Source organism: Streptomyces sp. NTD107, from assembly GCF_059510435.1.
The window spans coordinates 190,351-211,353 of record NZ_JCAJZV010000006.1 but is presented as its reverse complement, the minus strand read 5'-3'; the positions used below and the strand labels follow the sequence as shown (position 1 = coordinate 211,353).

The window sequence follows — 21,003 nt, the reverse complement described above, 5'->3', positions numbered from 1 at the left end:
ACGGGGGCGCGCAGCCGCACTTGAGGCGGCACGCTCATCAACTTCCCCGTGCGTACTGCCGGATCGTAGAGAGGGAGTTGCTGTGTGTCCCCGCCCGTAGACCGTCTTAAGCCTACCGACGTGGAATCGTTACCTGAGAATCGCGCGGAATGGGAACATTCACGGCACCCGCCCGACCGGCCGGTCGGAGCCGGTCCGGTGCCGACCGGGGGCCTCAAACATGTGTTGCCCCGGCGGAGGGCCGGGGCAACAACTGGCGCGGGCGGCGGGGGTCAGAGCGCGGGCGGGAGGGGGTCCTCCGGGGAGCCGGTGGGCGAGGCGGTGATCGCGTACTGCTCGCGGACCTCGCGGTAGCGCAGCAGCTCCGCCGCCACCGGCTCCAGCACCTGGCTCTGGCCGGCGTCGGCGGCCAGCCGGCGCAGCCGCCACTCCTCCTTGCGGCCCCAGCTGTGCGCCGGGCCGCGTGCCGCCAGCCGGCAGATCCAGGCCAGCAGCGGGCCGCCGACCGAGCCGCCGAGCAGCAGCACCAGCGGCAGCCAGCGGCCGGCCACCGGGAGGCCGACCAGCGCGGCCAGCAGCCAGCTGACGCCCAGCAGTTGGGCGCCGAGCAGCAGCGCCTGCCCCAGGGCCGCCACCGACCACCAGCCGGGGCGCGGCAGTTGCAGCGCGGGGGCGGCCGGGCCGGTCGGCAGCGGGGCCGCCGGTACGGTGCCGGGCGGCGGCTTCAGTACGGTCAGCTCAGGCTGCCGGTGGCGGGCGAACCAGCGCCGCGGCCGGCCCGGACCGCCGTTCTGCCCGCTTTTCGCTGTCCCCGCTTTCCCCTCTTTCCCCTTCTTCTGTTGCTGTGTCGACTTATCGCCGTCCTCCCGGGCCGGCGGGCGCGCCAGCGATGCCTCCAGCGCGCGCGGCAGCCCCTGCGCGCCGCGCCACGCCGCGTCGTGGACGGCACTCGCCCACGGCAGCGGGAGCCCGCGCGCGGCGTCCTCGGCCAGTTCCCGTACCGCCTGCTCAAGCCCCGGCCGGGACACCGCCGGCACCGGGTCGCCGGCCAGCCGGCGGGCCAGCAGCGCCGGCGGCTCGCCGCGCCGCTGCGCCTGCCGGAACGCCATCCGGCGGGCCAGCTGGGCCCACGGCGTGCCGCAGGCCCGGTCCGCCCGCCGCAGCCAGCCGCGCTCGGCGGCCTGCCCGGCGGCCTGGGCGCCGACCGCCAGCGCCAGCGCGTCCTCGAACTCCTCCCGGGTGCGCTGGGTCAGCCCGGCCGGGCTCTCGGTCCCCTCCCCCACGTACAGCGGGCGCAGCCGCCGGGCCACCCCGTCGACATCCGCCGCGAGCCGCTTGGCCGCCGCGCTCCGGCCGCCGACCAGCTCGCCCACCAGCTGCCGCAGTTCGGGCACGCCCTGCCCGGTGAGCGCGGAGACCGCCAGCACCCCGGCGCCGGGTTCGCCGTGCTCGCCGAGCGCGATGCCGCTCTCGTCCAGCAGCCGGCGCAGATCGTCCAGCACGGCGTCCACCGCCTCGCCGGGCAGCCGGTCGGCCTGGTTGAGGACGACGATGCTGACCTCGGCGTGCCCGGCGAAGGCGCGCAGATAGCGCTCGTGGAAGAGGGCGTCGGCGTACTTCTCCGGGTCGACCACCCAGATCACCGCGTCCACCAGGCCCAGCAGCCGGTCCACCTGTTCGCGGTGGTCGGGGGCGATGGAGTCGTGGTCGGGCAGGTCGAGGAGGATCAGCCCGCGCAGCGCGGGGTCGGGGAGGTGGGCGCGGCGCCTGGCGCGTACGGGGATGGCGAGCCGTTCCAGCAGCCCGTCGCCGCCGCGGCCCTTGCCGGCCGGCCAGCTGCACGCGACCGCGTTGGCGGTGGTGGGGCGGCGTACCCCGGTCTCGGAGAGGTTGGCGCCGGCCATGGCGTTGAAGAGGGTGGATTTGCCGCTGCCGGTGGCGCCGGCGATGGCGATCGTGGTGTACGTCTTGGGCAGCCGGTCGCGGGCGGCGGCCTCGTCCAGGACTTTGCCGGCCTCGGTGAGCACGGTGGCGTCGAGCCGGGCGCGGGAGAGGCCGATCAGCTCGCGCAGGGCGCCGAGCCGGGTGTGCAGGGCGCGGTCCTCGGGGGCTTCGGCGCCGTGTGCGGGGGCGGGTACGGCGGTGGCGAGTTCGGTGGGGCGCCCGGCCGGCGCGTCGTCGATGAGCGCGCGGCGGGCGATGAGGCCGTCGTCCCAGCCGTTGCCCTGGTGTTCCGCCGTCATGGTTCTCTGCGGCACCGGCGGTCTCCTTGTTCGTGGATGGGGTGGGGGCGGGCGGCGGTCAGGCGGCGGTGCGCAGCCGTTCCGCCTGGAGGGTGGAGAGGGCGGCGATCAGCTCGACCTGGGGGCCCGCGGTGATGCCGAGGTGGTGCAGGGGGGCGCCGCGCCGGTCGCGTTCCTCGCCGAGGACCTGGTCGACGCAGTCGCCGAGCATGCGGCGGCCGTTGTCGCGCATCCGGTTGGCGGCGAGGGTGCCCAGGACGCCGGCGAGGGTGTGCTGGGCGATCTGGGCTTCTTTTCCGCCGAGGAGGCCGGCGGTGAGCAGGGCGGCGAGTTCGCCGTCGTCGCCGGTCTTGACCCGGGCGGGGCCGCCGCGTTCGCCGATGACCGGCCCGGAGTGGCCGCCGGACGCGGCGCGGGCCTCGTCGGCGAGTTCCTCCAGGCAGCGGCGCAGCCGTCGTACCCGGACGCCGACCCGCTCGCGTACCTCGTCGGGGGTGTCGCAGCCGCCGGGCGGGGCGCCCCGCTCGCGGCGCCAGGCGGCGGTGGTGTGTTCGTCGGCGGCGGCGACGGCCTCGGTGAGCAGGGCGGTGAGCGCGTCGGTGAGGGCGTCGAGGAGTTCGGAGCTGCTGGTGTCCTCGGGGAAGGCGGCCCAGTGGGCGCGGGCGGCGCCGGTGAGGACGCCGCCCGTGGTCAGGCACTGGCGCACTCTCTTGACGGACTCCTTATAGGCGTTCTGCAACTGTTGGTCGAGGCGGACGGCGGTGGCGTACTGGCCGGCCGCGGCGGAGGCGAGGGCGGCGACCGAGCCTTTGAGCGCGGTCAGTGCCCCGGTGGCGGTGCGGGCGGCGGCCTGGGAGCGGGCGGCGGGGCTCTGGGCCTGGTGTGCGAGCCATTCGCGGAGCGCGGCCACGGCGGTGCGGGGCAGCAGCCCGTTGCCGCCGGCGGCGGACTCGGGCAGTTCGGGCACGGTGAAGCGCGGGATGTGGTCGAGGCCGGCTCTCTCCAGCAGGGCGGCGTAGTGCCGGGAGACCTCGGCGGCGATCTGGTGCGGGACGCGGTCGAGCACGGTGGCCAGCGTCACGTCGTACTCCTGGGCGCTGCGCAGCAGGTGCCAGGGGAGGGCGTCGGCGTAGCGGGAGGCGGTGGTGACGAGGATCCAGATGTCGGCGGCGCACAGCAGGTCGGCGGCGAGGTCGCGCTGGCCGGCCACGAGGGAGTCGATGTCGGGGGCGTCGAGGAGGGCGATGCCGGGGGGCAGGGTGCGGGTGGTCTCCATGGTGAGTTCGCCGCTTCCCCGGTCGAGCTGGGGCAGTACGCGGTCGCCGGCGAACCAGTGCCGGTCGTCCGGGTGGCAGACCAGGACCGGGGTGCGGGTGGTGGGGCGCAGCACGCCGGCTTCGGTGACCGGGCGGCCGATGAGGGAGTTCACGAGGGTGGATTTGCCGGCCCCGGTGGAGCCGCCGATCACGGCGAGCAGCGGGGCGTCGGGGCGGCGCAGCCTGGGCAGCAGATATCCGTCGAGCTGGGCCAGCAGTTCCGCGCGCGAGCGCCGCGCCCGCGGGGCGCCTGGCAGCTCCAGCGGGAAGCACGCGGCAGCGAGGCGCTCCCGCAGTACGGTCAGCGCTTCGAGCAGTTCGGGCCGTGCGTCCAAGATCGCCACATGCGAAGAATGCCCAATTTCACGCGGTTTCCAAAGCATATTCGCCCGAACGCGCCCGATTCCGGGCGGCAAACCCGGCGCTGTGGCATAACGAGTGCGCAACACCCCTCGCGCGAGCCCGCGAAATCGCTGCGCGCATCGCACTCGCCTGCGATTATCGGGGCTGCTTCACTGGATCTCCACACGACGGCGTCGCCGTGAAGCATCCGGGGCGAACCTCGCGACGCTCTATCCTGTGCGTCGAGGTCAGCGAGGGCATCCGTCCCGGGCCGTGATGGAGCTCATGCCCCGGTAGCTCAGTGGATAGAGCAGGTGCCTTCTAAGCACTTGGCCGCAGGTTCGAGTCCTGCCCGGGGCGCGCACATCATCTGATCTGCTCTTTCAGCCCCTCCGTCCACCGTGTGCCGCCGCGTGCCGCCGTGCGGCCACCCGCGGCCACCATCGGGACAGCGCTCATCTCTCTGCTATACATGAATACATGTTCACGTCTGCGTACGTGCGGCTTCCCGAGGCGCGCTGGGCGCTCGCCGCCCTGCTGCTCTTCCTCCTCGCACTGCCCCTGCACCTCCTCGACGCCCCCGCCTGGACCTGGGGACCGCTGTACGCCGCCACCTATGTGTGCGGCGGCTGGGAACCCGGCTGGGAAGGGCTGAAGGCGCTGCGCGAGAAAACCCTCGACGTGGACCTGCTCATGGTCGTGGCCGCCCTCGGCGCCGCCGCCATCGGCCAGGTGCTCGACGGCGCGCTGCTCATCGTCATCTTCGCCACCTCCGGCGCGCTGGAGGCGATCGCCACCCACCGCACCGCCGAATCCGTACGCGGCCTCCTCGACCTCGCCCCGGCCACCGCCACCCGCCTGCTGCCGGGCTGCCCGGGCAGCCCGGCCGGCCCGGGCGGCGCGCGCGAGGAGACCGTACCCGCCGACACCCTCGCCATCGGCGACACCATCCTGGTCCGCCCCGGCGAACGCGTCGGCGCGGACGGCCAGGTCCTGGCCGGCGAGAGCGAGGTCGACCAGGCCACCATCACCGGCGAACCGCTCCCCGCCGCCAAACGGCCGGGTGACGAGGTGTTCGCCGGTACGGTCAACGGCACCGGCGCGCTGCGGGTGCGCGTCACCCGCGATCCGGCCGACTCCGTCATCGCGCGGATCGTGAAGATGGTGGCCGAAGCCTCGGAGACCAAGGCCCCCACCCAGCTCTTCATCGAGAAGATCGAACAGCGCTACTCCTGGACGATGGTCACCGCCACCCTCGCGCTGTTCCTGATCCCGCTCGCCCTCGGCGCCACCCTGAACGACACCCTGCTGCGCGCCATGACCTTCATGATCGTGGCCTCCCCGTGCGCCGTCGTCCTGGCCACCATGCCGCCGCTGCTGTCGGCCATCGCCAACGCGGGCCGGCACGGCGTGCTCGCCAAATCGGCCGTCGTGATGGAACGCCTCGCCCAGATCGACGCCGTCGCCCTTGACAAGACCGGCACCCTGACCGAAGGCACCCCGCGCGTGACCGCCGTGGACGTCCGCCCGGACAGCGGCCTCGACGAGGACACCCTCCTCACCCTGGCGGCATCGGCGGAACACCCCAGCGAACACCCCCTGGCCCACGCCATCACCGCGGCGGCCCACGAGCGCGGCCTGGTCCTCGCCGAAGCCACCGCCTTCGCCTCGGCCCCCGGCACCGGAGTCACCGCGACGGTCAAGGGCCAGCAGGTGCGGGTCGGCACCCCGGCACGGATCCTCCCGCCCGGCACGGCCCATCCCGAGCCATCGGGCCACACCGTGGTGGCGGTCCTGCGGGACGGCACCCTCGTCGGGTTCATCTCCCTGGCCGACCGCCCCCGCCCCGACGCCGCCGCCACCGTGGCGGCACTCACCGCCCACACCGGCCGCTCCCCCGTCCTGCTCACGGGCGACAACGACGCAGCCGCCCGCCGGCTGGCCGCCGAGGTCGGCATCACCGAGGTACGCGCCGGGCTGCTGCCGCAGGACAAGGCCGCCGCCGTACGCGAGTGGGAACAGGCCGGCCGCAAGGTCCTGCTGGTCGGCGACGGCGTGAACGACGCCCCGGCCCTGGCCGCCGCCCACACCGGCGTGGCGATGGGCCGGGCCGGCTCTGACCTCGCCCTGGAGACCGCCGACGCGATCGTGGTCCGCGACGAACTCGCCACCATCCCCGCCGTCCTGGACCTCGCCCACCGCGCCCGACGGCTGGTCCTCCAGAACCTGGTGATCGCCGGCACGTTCATCGCCGTCCTGGTCACCTGGGACCTGGTCGGCCACCTCCCCCTCCCCCTGGGCGTGGCCGGCCACGAAGGCTCCACGGTCCTGGTCGGCCTCAACGGCCTCCGCCTCCTGAGGGAATCCGCCTGGCGCCGCGCCACCCAGCGCCTGCCTTAGGCCAACTTCCCACGAACCGCCGGATGTTGACCCCCGGGGCCGTACAATACTGTGGCTGACATGACAAAAAATGCCTCGGGGGAACCATGGCGACGCAGATACCCACCACACCACCGGCCAAGGCCGGACACACCCGCCGACTGAGCGCCTGGCTGCTGGACTTCACCGTGATCCTGGCGCTCGTCGCGTTCCTCAGCTGGGTGACGTTCAGCCGGATCAGCGCCAAGGTCACCGATGTGCCCGGCCTGGTCGGGGTGTCCGCCTGGCAGGTGATCACCTCCAACGGCGATGTGGTGGACGCGGGGCAGGGCGTGGGAATGTCCCTGTGGCGGTCCTCGGTCCGCGCCGTCTGGCAGGCGTTCGCCGCGCTGGTCGTGCTCACCTTCCTCTACCGGTTCACGGCACTGGCCCTGATGGGCCGCACCCCGGGACAGGCCCTGCTGGCGCTGCGCGTGGTACGGCGCCGGGACGGCGGCCGGATCGGCACCCGGGCGTCAGCGGTCCGCGCCGCGTCGGGCACCCTGGTCGACGTGGGCTGGTACTCCCTGGCCTGCTGCCTGCTGGTCGGCGGCGCGATCGGCCTGTCCGTCCTGTGCTGGATCCTCGCGGTGGCCGTCTTCCTCACCAGCGCGCTCCTCGCCCTGGTGGGCCCCCGCCGCTCCCTCGCCGACCGCCCGGCCGGCACCACCGTCACCAACGCCTTCCAGCTCACAACCACCTGGACCCGGCTCTCCGGCACCTGGCGACGCGACCCGTCCGGGGAGGAACAGCAACCGAAGCAGCAGACCGAAGCACCCCCTCCCACCCCGCCATCGGCCTGATCCGGGCGGCGTAACGCGAAGGCCCTCCTCACCAGCGGGTGAGGAGGGCCTTCCCTGCGTGGAGACCGAGCTAGAGCGCGCCCTCGTTCACGGCCTGGCAGAAGGAACCCCACTGGCTGGCCGGGCAGCGCAGGATTCCCTTGGCCGGGTCCTTCGAGTCCCGGACGGCGATGCCGCCCGGCAGGCCGGCGACCTCGACACACTGCTCCCCGCCGTTACTGAACGACGACGTGTACCAAGCGGCGTCGCCGAGGTCGAAGGCATACAGATCGCCTGCGTTCATGTCTTGTCCTTCATAGTGGTTTCGATGAGCTCCCGTGAGTCGTCCACGGACAGAGCGGTCGCGACGACGCGTTCAAAGGCGGTTTCGAACACCGCCACGTCGTCGGTCCCCTCTACAAAATAGCCGCCTCGGATGTTTTCGAGATTGACGATGGTCGGCCAAGGTTTCGGGAACCGCACAATCTCGAAGAGCCCCAGCATGCCGGGGTGCGGGGTGGCCGTCAGCGGCATGATCTGGATGGTGACGTTGGGCAGTTCGCCCATGTCCAGCAGGTTTCTGAGCTGCTCGCGCATCAGATTGGAGCGTCCCGCGATGCGCTGATGCAGGACGGCCTCATGGATCACGGCCCAGAGATTGAGCGGGCTGCCACCCGGTCGGGCCGTCAGGATGGCCTGCCGAGCCCGGCGGACTTCGGCGAGCGCGGCGACCTCCTCCGGCGAACGGGTGATGGCGGTTGCCGCGATGATCTCACGGGCATAGCCGGCGGTCTGCAACAGACCTGGGATCAGATCCGGCGAGTAGATGCGAGTGGTCTCGGCGTCCGATTCCAGCGTCAGATAGTCCTTGTAGCCGGAACCGACGACCTCTCCGTACCCCTGCCACCAGCCCTGCTTGCCGGCGTCCCGGGCCAGGTCCTCCAACGGCTCGATGACGGTGCGGTCCGTCACCCCGTACATCTCCAGCAGGGGCGCGACCGACTGCGGAGGCATCCTGGCCTTCGCGTTCTCAATCCGGGACATCTTGCTCTCGTCCCAGCCCAGCGCCGTCGACGCGGTCTCCATGCTCATCCGGGCCGCGTTCCGGTACTTGCGAAGGGCCTCGCCAAGTCGCCTACGGCGAAGGGTGGGTACTGCGCGCTGGTTCGGCATGGTGCTGTCCAACACCTCCAAGGTGCATCAGTGAAGTACAAGGTGAAGTCTGCCCAGTTGCCGGTGCACAAGTCGATAGCAAAGAGGTTCGTTCGCTTGTTCTTATGGGTTCCATATCTTGCAACCCATCCAAGACGTCCGGCATCCTAAGCTGGCAACAGCGTTGGTCGGCACCGAATCTGACAGCTGATCGCGCCACTTCCCCCTGAGCTGCCAAGCGCTGGAGGTGTCATGCCGAGTTCCTTGCAAGCGGCGTACAGCCGCAACGTGTACGGGCAGTCGTTAATGGCGGACGCGGTGGGCATCGAGTCGTGTCGGCGGGAAGCCGCCGAGGTGGTGCGGGGGTGGGGTGGGTCGGCGTCCGCTGTGGAGTTGGTGCGGTTGGGGGTGAGTGAGCTTGTGTCGAATGTCATCCGGCATGTGGCGGAGCGGCGTTGCTATCTGCGGATCGTGCGGATCGGGGACGAGGTGACGGTGCAGGTCTTTGACCGTTCGACGGCCATGCCGGTCATCGGCTCGGCGCCCGGCTGGGACGCGGAAGGCGGGCGAGGTCTCTGGCTGCTGCGGGAAATGGCGACCGGGTTCGGATACGAGCGCACCGGCCATTGCGACGGCAAGATCATCTGGTTTTCGTGCGACCTGTTCGGGGAGGCGGAGTGAGGGAGCCGAAATGGGTGCGGGTGACACTCAGTGTGACGGTGGAGCGGGTTCGGCCCTGGGACCGGATCGACGTCGGCGGCCAGCTGGAGAAGGTCGAATCGGTGACCGTGCTGCACAACGGGCGGCGGCTGCACTTCATCCGGGGCGGCAGGCTGCCCCTCAGCAGTGGGCGGCTTCTCACCGTCACCCGGACCGTCGACAGCGCACAGGAAGGGTGACGCGCATGACCGTTCCCACACCGCTCGCCTGGCTGCACGCCGAGGAGTTCACCGGGTGGGCACAGACGGGCAGTTGCTCGATGTGCCGGGCCGAGGACGTACCGGTGGTCTGGGCCGGGGCCGTGGTCGCGCACGGGCGGGCGCGGGGGGTGCGGGCCTGTGGTTCCTGCCTGCGGACCCTGCGGGAATTCGTCCAAGGGGACTACGACGGCCTTTGCGGGCCGACCCAGCACGGAACCGGAGTCTCTCGCCCGCCCGCCCCGCCCGCCACCGCCGCCACCCGGACGGCCGCGGATCGGGCGTTCGCCACCATCACCGTGCTGGGCGTGACCTCCCTCGTCGCGAGCGTGGCCAGCGCCTGGTGGACGGTTCGCTGACGTGATGCAGGTGGTGTCATGGGTGTGGGGCCGGATCGGCGATGACGGAAGGTCCGCTGAACTCCGTGGCCACCGCGTCCATGATGACCTCGTCGCACACCCGACCCAGCCAGTACCCGGCTTGCCGCAGCGTCCTCGCCTGCCGGAAACCGGCCTTCTGGTAGGCGCGGACAGCCGCCGCGTTCGGCGCCAGCACGCTGAGTCAGACCATCCGCAGGTTGGTGACGTGGAAGGCGTAATCCAGGGCGAGTTCCGTGGCGGCGCTGCCAAGGCCTCGCCCCCTGGCTTCGGGTGCGAGCATCACGACGTACTCGGCGGTGCGGACACTGTGATCGGGCAGCAGAGTGGCGACACCGGCCGGGACGGGCTCGTCGCCCGTGAGGTCGTAGATGGTGAAGCGGATGTTCTCCCCGCGCAGTTGCCGGGCTATCCCTTCAATCCGCGCTTCCAAGGACTCCGGGGCCGGGCGCCCATAGCCGACCAGCAGCGCCGGGTCCTGCTCCCACCGCCAGTAGGTCTCCGCCAGGTCGGCGCGGTAGGGGCCCAGGCCACACGTCTCGTTGCGCAGCCACAGGATCGGGTCAACGGGGGTGGTGATGGCGGTCTCCGATGGTCAGTACGGGTGTGTAGGCGCGGGTCGAGTCGGGCTCGGCGACGTTGGCGCCGTCCATAGTCTGCACCCATGCATGGAGGCATACGGGGTCTGACGCGATCCCATGGCACCAGCGCACCCGGCGGTGCCGGGCGGCGAGCAGGAGTACGGCGGCGGCGGATTCTTCCAGGCATGCGGTACGGCCTGGGGAGTACCAGCCAGCCCGCCGGACGGCGCGCACGGCGGCGGTGGCCTGGGCCTGTGTGGCCGGCCGGTCGCATCGTTCGGATGCCTTGGTGAGTATGGTGATGGCCTGCCGCATGCCGGATTCACCCGGGGTGGCGGCGAACACCATGGCGAGCGCCGCACCGGCCGCAAGGGTGGCGCCGAGCGGAGTCCGGGACGGACGGCTGATACCGGCGTGGTGTTCGGTGCTCCCCCAGCTGGCACCGGCCGGAGCGACGGAGATCGGGGCGGGCCACCGCGTGGGGTGGTCGGTGGGGGTGAGCAGCCCGAGAACAAGCAGCTGCCGGACAGGCCCGGCAGCGATCGGGTCGAGGACTCCCGTGCGGGCCGCGGCATGCCAGCGGGTGGACACCGGAGGCAGGAGGCATTGCGCGCGGCCGGTGCGGTAGTTGATGAGAACCAGGACGTGCCCGAATTCGATGGCACGTACGTATCGGGGGCAGGTCGCTCTATGAAGAAGTAGCTGCTCGGTTCGTCAGAACTGGTCGCCGAAGGCCGCGCGTTGGCGGCGTTCCAGGCGGGAGCGCATCAGGGCTGCCACCGGTTTGGCGGGGATGCCAGCGCGTTCGGAGTCCTCCGCCACCGAGGCCAGCCAGGGGGGCATGAAGGTCAGGGTCCAGCGGGCGGCGGTCTTCACCATGGACTTCTCGAAGCGCGACCAGAGTTTCGCGTCCAGGACCGGGGCCAGCCGGCCGGCCAGTTCGCGTTCCTCGTCGGCCGTGTGGACGGCCAGCAGCTCCCGTACGGCGGTGGCCGCCTCGGACAGCGCCCCGGCGCCGGTGCCGTCCAGGGACAGGGACTCGATCGCCTTGGCGAAGGCGGTAAGTTTGCCTTCCAGGGCAGCGTGTTCCGACTGGAGCAGGGCCAGTGCCTCCTCATCCGCGCCGCGCTCGCGCAGCATTGGCCACAACACCTCGTCCTCACCCTCGTGATGATGGTGGATCAACTCCGTCAGCCGGCGGGCGTACGCCGCCAGGGCCCGGGTACGGTCCAGGTCCGGGGCCTTCGCCAGGGCCGTGGCGGTGCGGGCGATCCGGTCCAGGTCGCGCAGCATCGCGCGGTGGGCGAGGACCATGGTCAGCATTCCGTTGCCTTTCGTCGTAGGTCACCTGATGGCCGAAGGAAGCACCCACACTCATTCATGTGGGCACGAACTCGGCTTCCCACGTGGCGGGGCGAGAGGAGCCGAATTACCGCTGGGCGATTCGATATCCACCCCGGTGGCGCGGAGGCCAGCCTCCAGCATGTAGACCATCTCAGAGTTGAGGGACCGTCGCTCACGCTTGGCGTGCGCGGCAAGTTGGGCGTGGGTGTTCTCAGGGAGGCGCAGTGTGATGCGTACTTCTTGATCCATGTCGTTCAGCCTAGTGCTAAAGTGGTTACATGGCGACACTTCATCAGGCGGGAAACTCCGGGCACGCCCGGTGGACTTTCCGGCTTCGTGTGTCGTCCACAGCCCTTGTGGGTCTCACTGCGGAGTGGGACCGGCTCCGGTGGGTATGGAACGAGTGCTGCGCCAAGTCGAAGCAGACGCACCTGTGGAACAAGAGCCGCCCTGAAGGGACGAACAAGCGCACGTGCGGGCCAGCGCAGCTCGACAAGATGCTGACCGAAGCCCGTGCGAAGAACGCCTGGCTGCGTGAGGGGAACTCGGTTCCGCAGCAGCAGTTGATCCGGGACTTCGCCAGGTCCCGCGCCAAGGCGCAGAAGGATGCCATGGGACGGCTGCCAATGCAGCGGCGGGCCGGGATGCCGAAGTACAAGAGGAAGCGCGATGCCCTGCCGTCCCTGAACTACACGAAACGTGGCTTCCGGCTGAAGAACGGGAAATTGCACGTGGCGGGCGGCATCGCGCTGACTGTGGTGTGGTCGCGAAACCTTCCAGCCGACCCGTCCAGCGTACGCGTTTATCAGGACAGCGTCGGACACTGGTACTGCTCCTTCGTGGTTCCTGTCAGGATCGAGCCGCTGCCCGGAACCGGCCGCGTGATCGGCATCGACTGGGGCGTCAAGACGACCGCGACCACAACATCCGACGCCCACGACCTCCCCCACGCCCAGCACGCCAGGAAGTCGGCGGCCAAACTCGCCCGATATCAGCGGATGATGGCCCGTCGGAAGCCCCCGAAGGGCAAGCCAGGATCGAAGGGCTACCAGACCGCGAAGCGCCAGACGGCGAAGCTGCACAAGAAGGTTGCCCGCCAGCGCCAGGACACCGGCCGCAAATGGGCAAAATCTGTCGTCCGCGACCATGACGCCCTGGCTGTCGAGGACTTCCGTCCGAAGTTTCTCGCAAAGTCCACGATGGCCCGCAAGGCCGCTGACGCGGCGATTTCCGCGACGAAGACGGCCCTGATGGAGATGGGGCGCAAGCACGATCGTGCCGTGCACCTGGTGCGCCCCGCGCACACCACCATGGATTGCGCACAGTGCGGAGCGAGAGCCAAGCACGCACTACCCCTCTCGGAACGTACCTACTCCTGCACCGCGTGCGGAGCTGTGTCCCCCAGGGACAAGAACTCCGCTCGGGTGATGCTGGACCGGGCTGGTCTCAACCCGGCTAGTGCTGATCGCGGAAGCCCAGGTGGGGCGCTGCCCCACTTGGCAGCGTGAGCTAGAAATCCCCGATCAGCCCTGAAGGGTGGAGCCACCCTCCCCTCAGGCCAAGGGAGGATTCAAACCAGGCTGCCGCCGGCCGCCACCAGGGCTCCGGCGTCGAACAGGCGGACGTAAGTCGGGTCCACCTTCGCCGGAGTGCGGTACAAGTGGCCGTATTTCTCCTGGTACTTGGCGAACCAGTCGGGGCGGTGGTGGAGGAACAGGATGTCGTGGAACGCCATCCGGCGCACCACCATCTGGGGCAGCGGCGAGCGGTTGGCGGGGAAGAGCGGGTTGCGGGCGGCCCGGGCGTCGCACTCGGGGTGCATCTGGCCGAGCATCAGGCCACGCGCCACCGCCTCGTCCTTCACCTCTTCGTAGACATCGTCGATCAGCCGCCAGTCGCGCCGCTCCAGGCCGTCGAAGACCACGATCAGGCTGTCCAGGGACGTGGGGTGGGCGGCGAAGCGCTGTTCGAAGGCGTTCATCGCGGCGTGGATGAGGCGTGACATCGCCGGCAGCCCATCGCCCGGATGCCACCGGTAGCGCGCGCTGTGCAGCGCCTCGGAGCGGATCGACGGGGCCACGAAGGGGCAGACCGGGCCCTCGCGGCCCAGCTCGGGATGGGGTGCGGTCACATAGCCGGTGAGCCAGCCGGACAGCACCGCCTCCTGCTCGGGGGTCAGGGGCAGCAGCATCTCAGAACGCCTCCTCGGGGAGGGCCATCAGGCGCTCATCGGGGCGGGCCACCGTGTGCAGCTGGGCCGCGACGAGCGGAAGGACGTCATGGGCGAAGACCGAGGCGGCGGCGATCTTGCCCTCGTAGAACGCCCGGTCGCCGCCGCGCACGGCGCTCCGCAACTTCTCCGTCGCCACCGCCGCTCCGCGCAGCAGCAGCCAGCCCGTCACCACGTCGCCGGCCGCCATCAGCAGGCGGGTGGTGTTGCGGCCCACCTCGTACAGGGCCTCGGGGGTTTCGAAGCCGGCGAGGAGGTGGGTGCCCAGCGTTTCGGTCATCTTCTGCAATGCCGTTGCCGCTTCGAGCAGTTCGCCGCTTCCTCCTTCCGAACGTGCGAACTGCCGTATCTCGGTCAGCAGTGCCGTCAGTGCCGTGCCCTGGTCGCGGGCGATCTTGCGGAAGAAGAAGTCCATGCCCTGGATCGCGGTGGTGCCCTCATACAAGCTGTCGATCCGGGCGTCGCGCAGATACTGCTCCAGCGGGTGGTCCGCCAGATAGCCGGCGCCGCCGAAGATCTGGAGGGCCGCGCTGAGCTGCTCCCAGGAGCGTTCGGCGCCATAGCCCTTCACCAGCGGCAGCAGCAGATCGCTCAGTGCCCGGTTGCCGTCGTCCTGGGCGCACGCCGTATACAGCACCAGCGCGCGCAGGCCCTCCGCGTACGCCTTCTGGGTGAGCAGTGAGCGGCGGATCTCGGGGTGGCGGATGATCGGGACGCGGGGGGCGCTTTTGTCGGTGGCCCGGGTGAGGTCCGCGCCCTGAAGGCGTTCCTTCGCGTACGCCACGGCGTGCCGGTGGCCGCTGGAGAGGGTGGCGATGGCCTTGGTGCCGACCATCATCCGGGCGTGTTCGAGGATGGTGAACATCTGCCGGATGCCGTCGTGCTTCTCGCCCACCAGGTGGCCGACCGCCGGTTCGTCCGCGCCGAAGGTCAGCTCGACGGTCGCGGAGGCTTTGAGGCCCATTTTCCGTTCCAGCGCGGTGGCCCGGACGCCGTTGCGGGCGCCCAGTTCGCCCGTACTCCAGTCGGTCACCCGGTACTTGGGCACCACGAACATCGACAGGCCCTTGGTGCCCGGACCGTGCCCCTCGGGGCGGGCGAGCACGAAGTGCACGATGTTGTCGGCGAGATCGTGTTCGCCGGAGGTGATGAAGCGCTTGACGCCCTCGATGTGCCAGCTGCCGTCCGGCCGCGGCACGGCGCGGGTGCGCAGCGCGCCGACGTCGCTGCCCGCGTCGGCCTCGGTCAGCACCATGGTGCCGCCCCACGCGCGCTCCACCATCGTCCGGGCGAGCCGGCGCTGCGGCTCGGTGCCCAGGGCGTGCAGCACGGCGGCGAACCCCCCGAAGGACTGGTACATGTGCAGGGCGGGGTTGGCGCCCATCACGAGTTCGGTGACCGCCCACTGGAGCGAGGGCGCCACCCGGGTGCCGCCCAGCTCGGGCGGCAGCCACAGCCGGTGCCACCCGGTGTCCATCCAGGTGCGGTACGCCTTGGCGAAGACGTCCGGCAGCGTGACCGCGTGGTCGAGGGGGTGGTACTCGGGCGGGGTACGGTCGGCGGCCACCGTGGCGTCGGCCAGCTCGTCGACGGCCAGCCGGGCGACCTCGGCGAGCAGGGTGCGCGCGGTGTCCTCGTCGGCGTCGGCGTACGGGCCCGTCCCGTACACCTCGCCCCGGCCCAGGACTTCGAAGAGCGTGAACTCGATGTCACGGACATTCGGGCGGTAGTGGCTCATGACGGTTGCTCCATGGTGCTCAGGACGGCGGCGAGTGCGGCGACCGCCCGTTCGACCTGGGGGACCGTGCCCACGGTGATCCGCAGCCGGCCCGGCAGTCCGAGCAGAGTCAGATCGCGTACCAGGACGCGGTGTTCGGCGGCCAGCCGGGCGGCGGTCCGGGTGCTGTCGGCACCGTCCGGCAGCTCGGCCATCACGAAGTTGGCGGCGGAGGGGGTGGCTGGCACCCCGATGGTGTCCAGGGACTTGATCAAGTGCTCCCGGGCGCGGGCGGTTTCGCCGCGCACCCGGTCCAGGTGGCCGGGTCGGGCCAGGGCGGCGAGCACGGCGCGCTGGGCGGGGCGGCCGACCCGGAACGGGAGGGCGCGGGCGGTGCGTTCGACGCGGGCGATGCGGTCGGGCGGGCCGATGAGCACGCCGAGCCGGACGGCGGCCAGGCCCCATGCCTTGGAGAAGGTGCGGGTGAGCAGGGCGGGGGCGCCGGCGCGTACCCGTGCCAGGGCGTGGTCGTGTGCCGGGCCGGCGAAGTCCAGATACGCCTCGTCGAAGAGCAGCGTGCCGGGCGCCCGTTCCGCCGAGGTCAGCAGGGTCTCCACGTCCGCCGCGTCCAGCACCGTGCCGGCCGGGTTCAGTGGGTTGCAGACGAAGGCCAGGTCAGTGCCGTCGGTGAGGGCGTCCGCCACCGCCGCGCCGGGGACGCCGTGTCCCGCCGTCAGGGGCAGGGCCCGGATCCGGGCGCCCGCCGCGCGGGCCGCCTCGGCGTAGCCGGGGAAGGTCCGTTCGGTGCAGGTGACTTCGGCGGCCGGGCCGGCGGCGAAGGTGAGGGTGGTGAGCAGGAGCAGTTCGTCGACGCCGTTGCCGACGGTGAGCATCGCCGGATCGACGGCGAAGTGTCGTGCCAGCGCGGCGCGCAGCGTACGGGCGGCCGGGTCCGGGTAGTGCGGCAGGTGGTCGGCGGCCTCCTCCCGTACGGCTTCGGTGGCGCCGGGCGGCGGGCCGTAGGGGGTCTCGTTCAGATGCAGGCGCAGCCAGTGCGGGCGCTCGCCGTCATCGCCACCGGTGTCGGCGTCGGCGTCGGGATCGGCGGCGGGATCGGCGGCGGACTGGAAGAAGGAGGCTGCTTCGCTCATCGTGCTGGGTCTCCCTGGGCTGGGGGGATGTACCGTCCGGCCGCCCGGGTCGGTGGCACCGGCGCGGCCGGACGGTGGCCGGTGGCTACTCGACGTCCACCAGGGAGGGCTTGGCGTCGGCCGAGCGCTCCGCCAGCGGGACGATCTGCTGCTGGCTCTCCAGCAGCGTCTGCCGGTCGGCGCCGGCCGCGCTCACCCTGGAGATCCCGGCCTCGCGCAGGGTCAGCCGCTCGGTGTCGATGCGGACCACCTTCCAGGCGAGCCGGGTCTTCTCCAGCGACCAGATGAAGACGGCGCTGATGTCCACCTCGTACCACCGCATCCCGTGCCGGGCGGAGCGCGGGAAGGCGTGGTGGTTGTTGTGCCACGCCTCGCCGAAGGACGGGATGGCGAGCCAGGCGACGTTGCGGGACTCGTCGGTGGTGGTGAAGCGGCGGCGGCCGAAGACATGGCCGATGGAGTTCACGGCGTAGGTGAGGTGGTTGACGAGGAACAGCCGCACCAGGCCGCCCCACAGCATGCCGGTGAGGAAGCCGCTGAGGGTGCCGCCGGTGAAGGCCAGGCCGAGCAGGCCGGGGAGGGCGATGCCCGCCAGGACGACGAGGACGAAGTTCTCGCTGATCCAGCGCAGCGGCTTCTCGCGGGTGAGGTCGGGGCAGTAGCGCAGCGGGTCGGAGGTGAGCCCGGTGTCGAAGAGCCAGCCCAGGTGCGCGTGCCAGACGCCGGCCAGCGTGCCCTTGATGCCGGGTTCGAAGCCCAGGTGGGGGCTGTGCGGGTCGCCTTCCTTGTCGGCGACGCGGTGGTGCCGGCGGTGGTGGGCGGCCCAGATGATGGGCGGGCCCTGGCCGGCCATGGCGCCCCAGGTGGCCAGGGTGTAGCGGATCGGCCTGTACGTCTCGAAGGAGCGGTGAGTGAGCATCCGGTGGTAGCCGGTGGAGACGCCGAACCCGCAGATCACGTACATGATCACGAGGGCGGCGAGGTCGCTCCGGCCGAAGACGCGGTTCCAGAGCAGGATCATCGCGGCGATGATCCCGAGTACGGGGATGATGGACGCCGCCAGGATGAACCAGCGGTGTTCCTTGCCGTCCATGGGCAGTTGCCTTTCTCGGTCGGGTCAGCTACTGGTCCTGGCCGCCGCGACCACGCGGTTGAGCCGGTCCATGCGGGTGGCGAGCGTCATCCGGCCCTCCAGGCGGAAGGCGGGCGGCCGGCGGCCGTCGATGTCGTCGAAGCCGTACTCCTGCGCCAGTTCCCCGGTGGTGAGGACGGTGCCGGCCCGCTCGGCGACAGCGGGGTCGGCGGCCAGTTCGGCGACGGCGCGGCCCACGTACTCCACGGAGTGCAGTACGGCGGCGGGCCCGCTGCTCAGCGCCTCCCAGGCGGCCTCGACCCGCTCGGTGCGCACGAACCCGGGGTGCAGGGCGAGGGCGGTGACGCCGTGCTTGCGCAGGTCGGCGGCGAAGGCGCGGCCCAGGCGGTCGGAGCCGTGCTTGAAGACGTCGTACGCGGCCTGACCGAGGTAGGTTTCGCCGTCGGTGAAGCCGATGCCGATGACCAGGCCGGCCTTGCGCGGCAGCATCAGGGGGACGAGGAGGCGGGTGACGTCGTACTGGGCGCGCAGCGACGCGGCGCACAGGTCGTAGCGCCACAGGGGCTGTTGCCAGAACGGGGCGTCGAACCGTACCTCGGCGGAGCGTTCGTAGCCGGCCCAGGCGTTGTTGACGAGGAGGTCGAGCCGGCCGTGGCCGTCGCCCCGTACCCGGTCGGCGAGGGCCTGGTTGTCGGCGTCCACGGTGTGGTCGCAGCGCACCGCGATGCCGGTGCCGCCGCGTTCGGTGATCTCCTCGGCGACGTCCTCGACGGTGCCGGGCAGTCCCTCGGTGCGGGCGCCGGTGCGTGAACTGCGGCCGGTGACGTAGACGGTGGCGCCGGCCGCGCCGAGCGCGAGCGCGATGCCGCGTCCCACGCCACGGCTGGCGCCGGTCACCACGGCGACGGTGCCGGCCAGTTCGGGCGGCTGCCAGCCCTTCGCCGCTCCGGTTGCGGCTCCGGTCTCATCTGACATGGGGTCAGCTCCCTTCCGGGGGCGGCGGCGCCGAGGCGTGGCGCAGGGTGCGCAGGTACGCGTCGGTGTCGCTGACGACGGGCAGCGCGAAGCGGGCGCGCAGTTCGGGCATGGAGGTGGGCAGGACGCCGCCGGAGGCCATGGTGACCTCGCTGACGTCGCGCAGCACGGACAGATACGAGCGGGTCAGCGGGGCGAGGCCGGACAGGTCGCGGCCCCGTTCGCTGTCCGGGTGCTCGATGGGTACGGGCGGCAGGGTGCGGCCCAGCGCGGTCGCGGCGTGCTGGGCGCAGACGGCGAGGGTGGTCGCCATGTCCATCGCCTCGGGGCCGTGGGTCACCCAGAACTCGCCCTCGTTCACGTCCTGTTCGATGGCGCGCAGCACGGCCTTGGAGAGCAGGTCCTGCGGCACGATGTCGGTGCGGTTGCCGGGGTGGGCGAGGATGAACGGGGCGCGGCCCCGGCACATCCAGTCGGAGAGCAGCTGCACGACCTGGGGGCGGGAGGTCCAGCCGGTGCGGGAGTCGCCGATGAGGTTGGTGGGGCGGAAGACGGTGTGCAGGATGCCGCTCTTGGCCAGCAGTTGTTCGGCGGTGAGCTTGGATCGGACGTACGGCTTGGTGATGTTGGTGTCGGGCAGCGGGGCGGTCGCGCCGGGGAGCAGCGCGGCGACGAACGCCGTGGACATGAAGTGCACGGGCGCGCCGGCCGCTTCGGCGAACTCGGCGACGCGGCGGGTGCCTTCGATGTTGACCGGCGCGTAGCGTTCGGCGGGCAGGCCCCATTCGGTGAGCCCGGCCGAGTGGATCACCACATCGATCTCGGCGGCCAGCGCCCGGTAGGCGTGGGCGTCGAGGCCGAACCGGTCCCGGGTGAGGTCGCAGTGAATCACCCGCTCGGCGCGGCCGGCGTCGATGGGGCCACGGGCGGCGGCAATCAGCCGTACGGTGGTGGGCTCGCGCAGCAGGGACTGCCCGACGACGCCGCCGGCGCCGGTCAGCAGCACGGTGGGGCGGGCGGTGGCGGTCATCCGCGTCCCTCCCGCCACTCCAGCAGCCGGCTCACTCCGCGTACCCCGGCCGACAGCAGCGGCTCGGGCGGGAACGACGGCTGTCGGCGCCCCGGGCCGTCGACGTACAGCAGCCGGGTGAAGTCGGAGTCCCTGCCGAGGATCAGATCGCGCAGCACCTTGCCGCCGGTGTGGGTGGCGGAGATGCCGTTGCCGCAGAAGCCGTACCCGTACAGCACATTGCCGGGCAGCGAGCCGAAGTGCGGGGCGAAGTCGCGGGTGATGTCGATGGCGCCGCCGTACGCGTACCGGAACCGTACGTCGTCCCACATCGGGAAGAACCGCCGGAAGTCCGTCAGCAGTTGCCGGTAGGCGCGTGGCTCGTTCATCCGGCGGCGGCGCAGATCGCGGCCGGTGAAGTACAGCACCGGGCCGCCGGCCCACAGCACCCGGTTGTCGGCGGTGAGGCGGGCGCAGGTGAGGAATGTCTTGGCCTCCACCAGGCCCTCGCGCCCCGCCCAGCCGATCCGGCCCAGCTGCACGTCGCTGAGCGGGTCGCTCACCAGCGCGTAACTCCACACCGGCAGCACCTTGTCGCGGAAGCCGGGGAAGGTGAACTGGTGGGCGTTGGCGGTCAGGACGACCTTGTCGGCGGTGATCCGCCCGCCCGGGGTGTGCACGGTGGGCCGGACGCCGGGGTGGACGCGCAGCGCCGGGGTGCGGTCGTGGATGACGACGCCCTGCTCGCGCACCACCCGGGCCAGGCCGCGGGCGAGCTTGTACGGGTTGATCAGCGCGCCTCCGGTGCGCAGCGCGCCGGTGAGGGCCGGGGAGCCGATGATCCCCTGGGCGGCGCGGGCGCTGAGCAGTTCGGGTGCGGCGCCGCCGCTCAGCCGGGCGACCAGGGCGCGGTCGTGGGCCAGCCGGCGCAGTTGGGCGGGGCTGGTGGCGGCGAGCAGGTAGTCGTTGGCCTCGTAGTCGGCGTCGATCTTGTTGCGGCGCAGGAAGCGGCCGATCTCCAGGATGGAGCGGCCGACCGCCTGGGAGGCTTCGGCGGTGCGGCGCTCGCCGAACCGTTCGACGAGGGCCTGGATGTCCTTGCCGATGGTGGGGGTGACAAAGCCGTCGGCGCGGCCGGACGCGCCGTAGCCGGAGTGTTCGGCCTCCACGATGTGGATGTCGAGGGCGGGTTCGGCCTGCTTGAGGAAGTGGGCGGTCCACAGCCCGGCATAGCCGCCGCCGACGACGGCGACATCGCAGTCGATGTTCTCGCGCAGTGGCGGGCCCGGCGCGGCCTGTTCGGTCTCATGCCAGTACACCACCTTTTTCAGGCCGTCGAGTTTCGGCCGCATCCGG

General features: G+C 71.5%; 22 protein-coding genes and 1 tRNA gene. 7 read left to right on the top strand and 16 right to left on the bottom strand.

Going from position 1 to position 21,003, the window contains the following annotated elements:
* Positions 1–272: 272 nt before the first annotated feature.
* Together AC5WRL_RS15000 and AC5WRL_RS14995 are read right to left on the bottom strand one after the other, a co-directional pair.
* Complete coding sequence (locus AC5WRL_RS15000; RefSeq protein ID WP_496089160.1) at positions 273–2,243, bottom strand: GTPase; 1,971 nt, start codon at positions 2,241–2,243, stop codon at positions 273–275.
* Positions 2,244–2,301: 58 nt separating this feature from the next.
* Positions 2,302–3,942, bottom strand: a complete 1,641-nt coding sequence (locus AC5WRL_RS14995) for an ATP-binding protein (RefSeq protein WP_496088999.1) — start codon at positions 3,940–3,942, stop codon at positions 2,302–2,304.
* 246 nt (positions 3,943–4,188) lie between these two features.
* Here AC5WRL_RS14995 and AC5WRL_RS14990 point away from each other — a divergent pair.
* The 3 genes from AC5WRL_RS14990 (at position 4,189) to AC5WRL_RS14980 (ending at position 7,122) form a co-directional block, all read left to right on the top strand.
* A tRNA-Arg gene (locus AC5WRL_RS14990) sits at positions 4,189–4,261 on the top strand.
* A gap of 120 nt (positions 4,262–4,381) precedes the next feature.
* Complete coding sequence (locus tag AC5WRL_RS14985; protein WP_496088998.1) at positions 4,382–6,301, top strand: heavy metal translocating P-type ATPase; 1,920 nt, start codon at positions 4,382–4,384, stop codon at positions 6,299–6,301.
* An 86-nt stretch (positions 6,302–6,387) separates the two neighbouring features.
* Complete coding sequence (locus tag AC5WRL_RS14980; RefSeq protein WP_496088997.1) at positions 6,388–7,122, top strand: RDD family protein; 735 nt, start codon at positions 6,388–6,390, stop codon at positions 7,120–7,122.
* Between the two features lie 70 nt (positions 7,123–7,192).
* Here AC5WRL_RS14980 and AC5WRL_RS14975 read toward each other — a convergent pair whose 3' ends face one another.
* Together AC5WRL_RS14975 and AC5WRL_RS14970 are read right to left on the bottom strand one after the other, a co-directional pair.
* The gene (locus tag AC5WRL_RS14975) at positions 7,193–7,405 is read right to left on the bottom strand and encodes a DUF397 domain-containing protein (protein WP_496088996.1); all 213 of its coding nucleotides are present in this window, start codon (positions 7,403–7,405) and stop codon (positions 7,193–7,195) included.
* Positions 7,402–8,274 (bottom strand): helix-turn-helix domain-containing protein, encoded by an 873-nt coding sequence (locus AC5WRL_RS14970; protein WP_496089159.1) that lies wholly within the window; start codon positions 8,272–8,274, stop codon positions 7,402–7,404. Before AC5WRL_RS14970 ends, AC5WRL_RS14975 begins: the two co-directional genes overlap by 4 nt.
* 231 nt (positions 8,275–8,505) lie before the next feature.
* On the opposite strand from AC5WRL_RS14970, the gene AC5WRL_RS14965 reads away from it, so the two are divergent.
* Genes AC5WRL_RS14965 through AC5WRL_RS14955 form a run of 3 tightly spaced genes read left to right on the top strand, consistent with a single transcriptional unit; the run spans position 8,506 to position 9,529 of the window.
* Positions 8,506–8,934 (top strand): ATP-binding protein, encoded by a 429-nt coding sequence (locus tag AC5WRL_RS14965; RefSeq protein WP_496088995.1) that lies wholly within the window; start codon positions 8,506–8,508, stop codon positions 8,932–8,934.
* A 14-nt stretch (positions 8,935–8,948) separates the two neighbouring features.
* On the top strand, positions 8,949–9,152 hold the full coding sequence (locus tag AC5WRL_RS14960; protein WP_496088994.1) for a hypothetical protein: 204 nt from the start codon (positions 8,949–8,951) through the stop codon (positions 9,150–9,152).
* A 5-nt stretch (positions 9,153–9,157) separates the two neighbouring features.
* Positions 9,158–9,529 carry a hypothetical protein gene (locus AC5WRL_RS14955; protein ID WP_496088993.1) on the top strand — a complete coding sequence of 124 codons (372 nt, stop codon included), beginning with the start codon at positions 9,158–9,160 and terminating at the stop codon, positions 9,527–9,529.
* A gap of 16 nt (positions 9,530–9,545) precedes the next feature.
* Here AC5WRL_RS14955 and AC5WRL_RS14950 read toward each other — a convergent pair whose 3' ends face one another.
* The 5 genes from AC5WRL_RS14950 to AC5WRL_RS14930 form a co-directional block, all read right to left on the bottom strand.
* Positions 9,546–9,725, bottom strand: coding sequence for a GNAT family N-acetyltransferase (locus tag AC5WRL_RS14950; protein ID WP_496088992.1), 180 nt, complete (start codon positions 9,723–9,725; stop codon positions 9,546–9,548).
* 6 nt (positions 9,726–9,731) lie between these two features.
* Positions 9,732–10,076: a GNAT family N-acetyltransferase gene (locus AC5WRL_RS14945; RefSeq protein WP_496089158.1), complete on the bottom strand. Its 345-nt coding sequence runs from the start codon at positions 10,074–10,076 to the stop codon at positions 9,732–9,734.
* Between the two features lie 34 nt (positions 10,077–10,110).
* Complete coding sequence (locus AC5WRL_RS14940; RefSeq protein WP_496088991.1) at positions 10,111–10,719, bottom strand: lasso peptide biosynthesis B2 protein; 609 nt, start codon at positions 10,717–10,719, stop codon at positions 10,111–10,113.
* A 123-nt stretch (positions 10,720–10,842) separates the two neighbouring features.
* Positions 10,843–11,451 (bottom strand): hemerythrin domain-containing protein, encoded by a 609-nt coding sequence (locus AC5WRL_RS14935; RefSeq protein WP_496088990.1) that lies wholly within the window; start codon positions 11,449–11,451, stop codon positions 10,843–10,845.
* A gap of 51 nt (positions 11,452–11,502) precedes the next feature.
* Complete coding sequence (locus AC5WRL_RS14930) at positions 11,503–11,721, bottom strand: Arc family DNA-binding protein (RefSeq protein WP_496088989.1); 219 nt, start codon at positions 11,719–11,721, stop codon at positions 11,503–11,505.
* Positions 11,722–11,750: 29 nt separating this feature from the next.
* On the opposite strand from AC5WRL_RS14930, the gene AC5WRL_RS14925 reads away from it, so the two are divergent.
* Positions 11,751–12,980, top strand: a complete 1,230-nt coding sequence (locus AC5WRL_RS14925) for an RNA-guided endonuclease InsQ/TnpB family protein (RefSeq protein WP_496088988.1) — start codon at positions 11,751–11,753, stop codon at positions 12,978–12,980.
* 62 nt (positions 12,981–13,042) lie between these two features.
* Here the strand turns inward: AC5WRL_RS14925 and AC5WRL_RS14920 are convergent, their stop codons facing one another.
* The 7 genes from AC5WRL_RS14920 to AC5WRL_RS14890 form a co-directional block, all read right to left on the bottom strand.
* Positions 13,043–13,663, bottom strand: a complete 621-nt coding sequence (locus tag AC5WRL_RS14920; protein WP_496088987.1) for a DUF6875 domain-containing protein — start codon at positions 13,661–13,663, stop codon at positions 13,043–13,045.
* 1 nt (position 13,664) lies between these two features.
* Positions 13,665–15,440, bottom strand: a complete 1,776-nt coding sequence (locus AC5WRL_RS14915; protein WP_496088986.1) for an acyl-CoA dehydrogenase — start codon at positions 15,438–15,440, stop codon at positions 13,665–13,667.
* Positions 15,437–16,570: a pyridoxal phosphate-dependent aminotransferase gene (locus tag AC5WRL_RS14910; protein ID WP_496088985.1), complete on the bottom strand. Its 1,134-nt coding sequence runs from the start codon at positions 16,568–16,570 to the stop codon at positions 15,437–15,439. Before AC5WRL_RS14910 ends, AC5WRL_RS14915 begins: the two co-directional genes overlap by 4 nt.
* Positions 16,571–16,655: 85 nt before the next feature.
* Positions 16,656–17,663 (bottom strand): acyl-CoA desaturase, encoded by a 1,008-nt coding sequence (locus tag AC5WRL_RS14905; protein WP_496088984.1) that lies wholly within the window; start codon positions 17,661–17,663, stop codon positions 16,656–16,658.
* A gap of 24 nt (positions 17,664–17,687) precedes the next feature.
* Positions 17,688–18,638: an SDR family NAD(P)-dependent oxidoreductase gene (locus AC5WRL_RS14900; protein ID WP_496088983.1), complete on the bottom strand. Its 951-nt coding sequence runs from the start codon at positions 18,636–18,638 to the stop codon at positions 17,688–17,690.
* Between the two features lie 4 nt (positions 18,639–18,642).
* Positions 18,643–19,668 (bottom strand): SDR family oxidoreductase, encoded by a 1,026-nt coding sequence (locus AC5WRL_RS14895; protein WP_496088982.1) that lies wholly within the window; start codon positions 19,666–19,668, stop codon positions 18,643–18,645.
* Entirely contained in the window at positions 19,665–20,999 is a 1,335-nt protein-coding gene (locus AC5WRL_RS14890) for an FAD-dependent oxidoreductase (RefSeq protein ID WP_496088981.1), read from the bottom strand. The genes AC5WRL_RS14895 and AC5WRL_RS14890 overlap by 4 nt, the downstream gene beginning before the upstream one ends.
* Between the last annotated feature and the right edge of the window lie 4 nt (positions 21,000–21,003).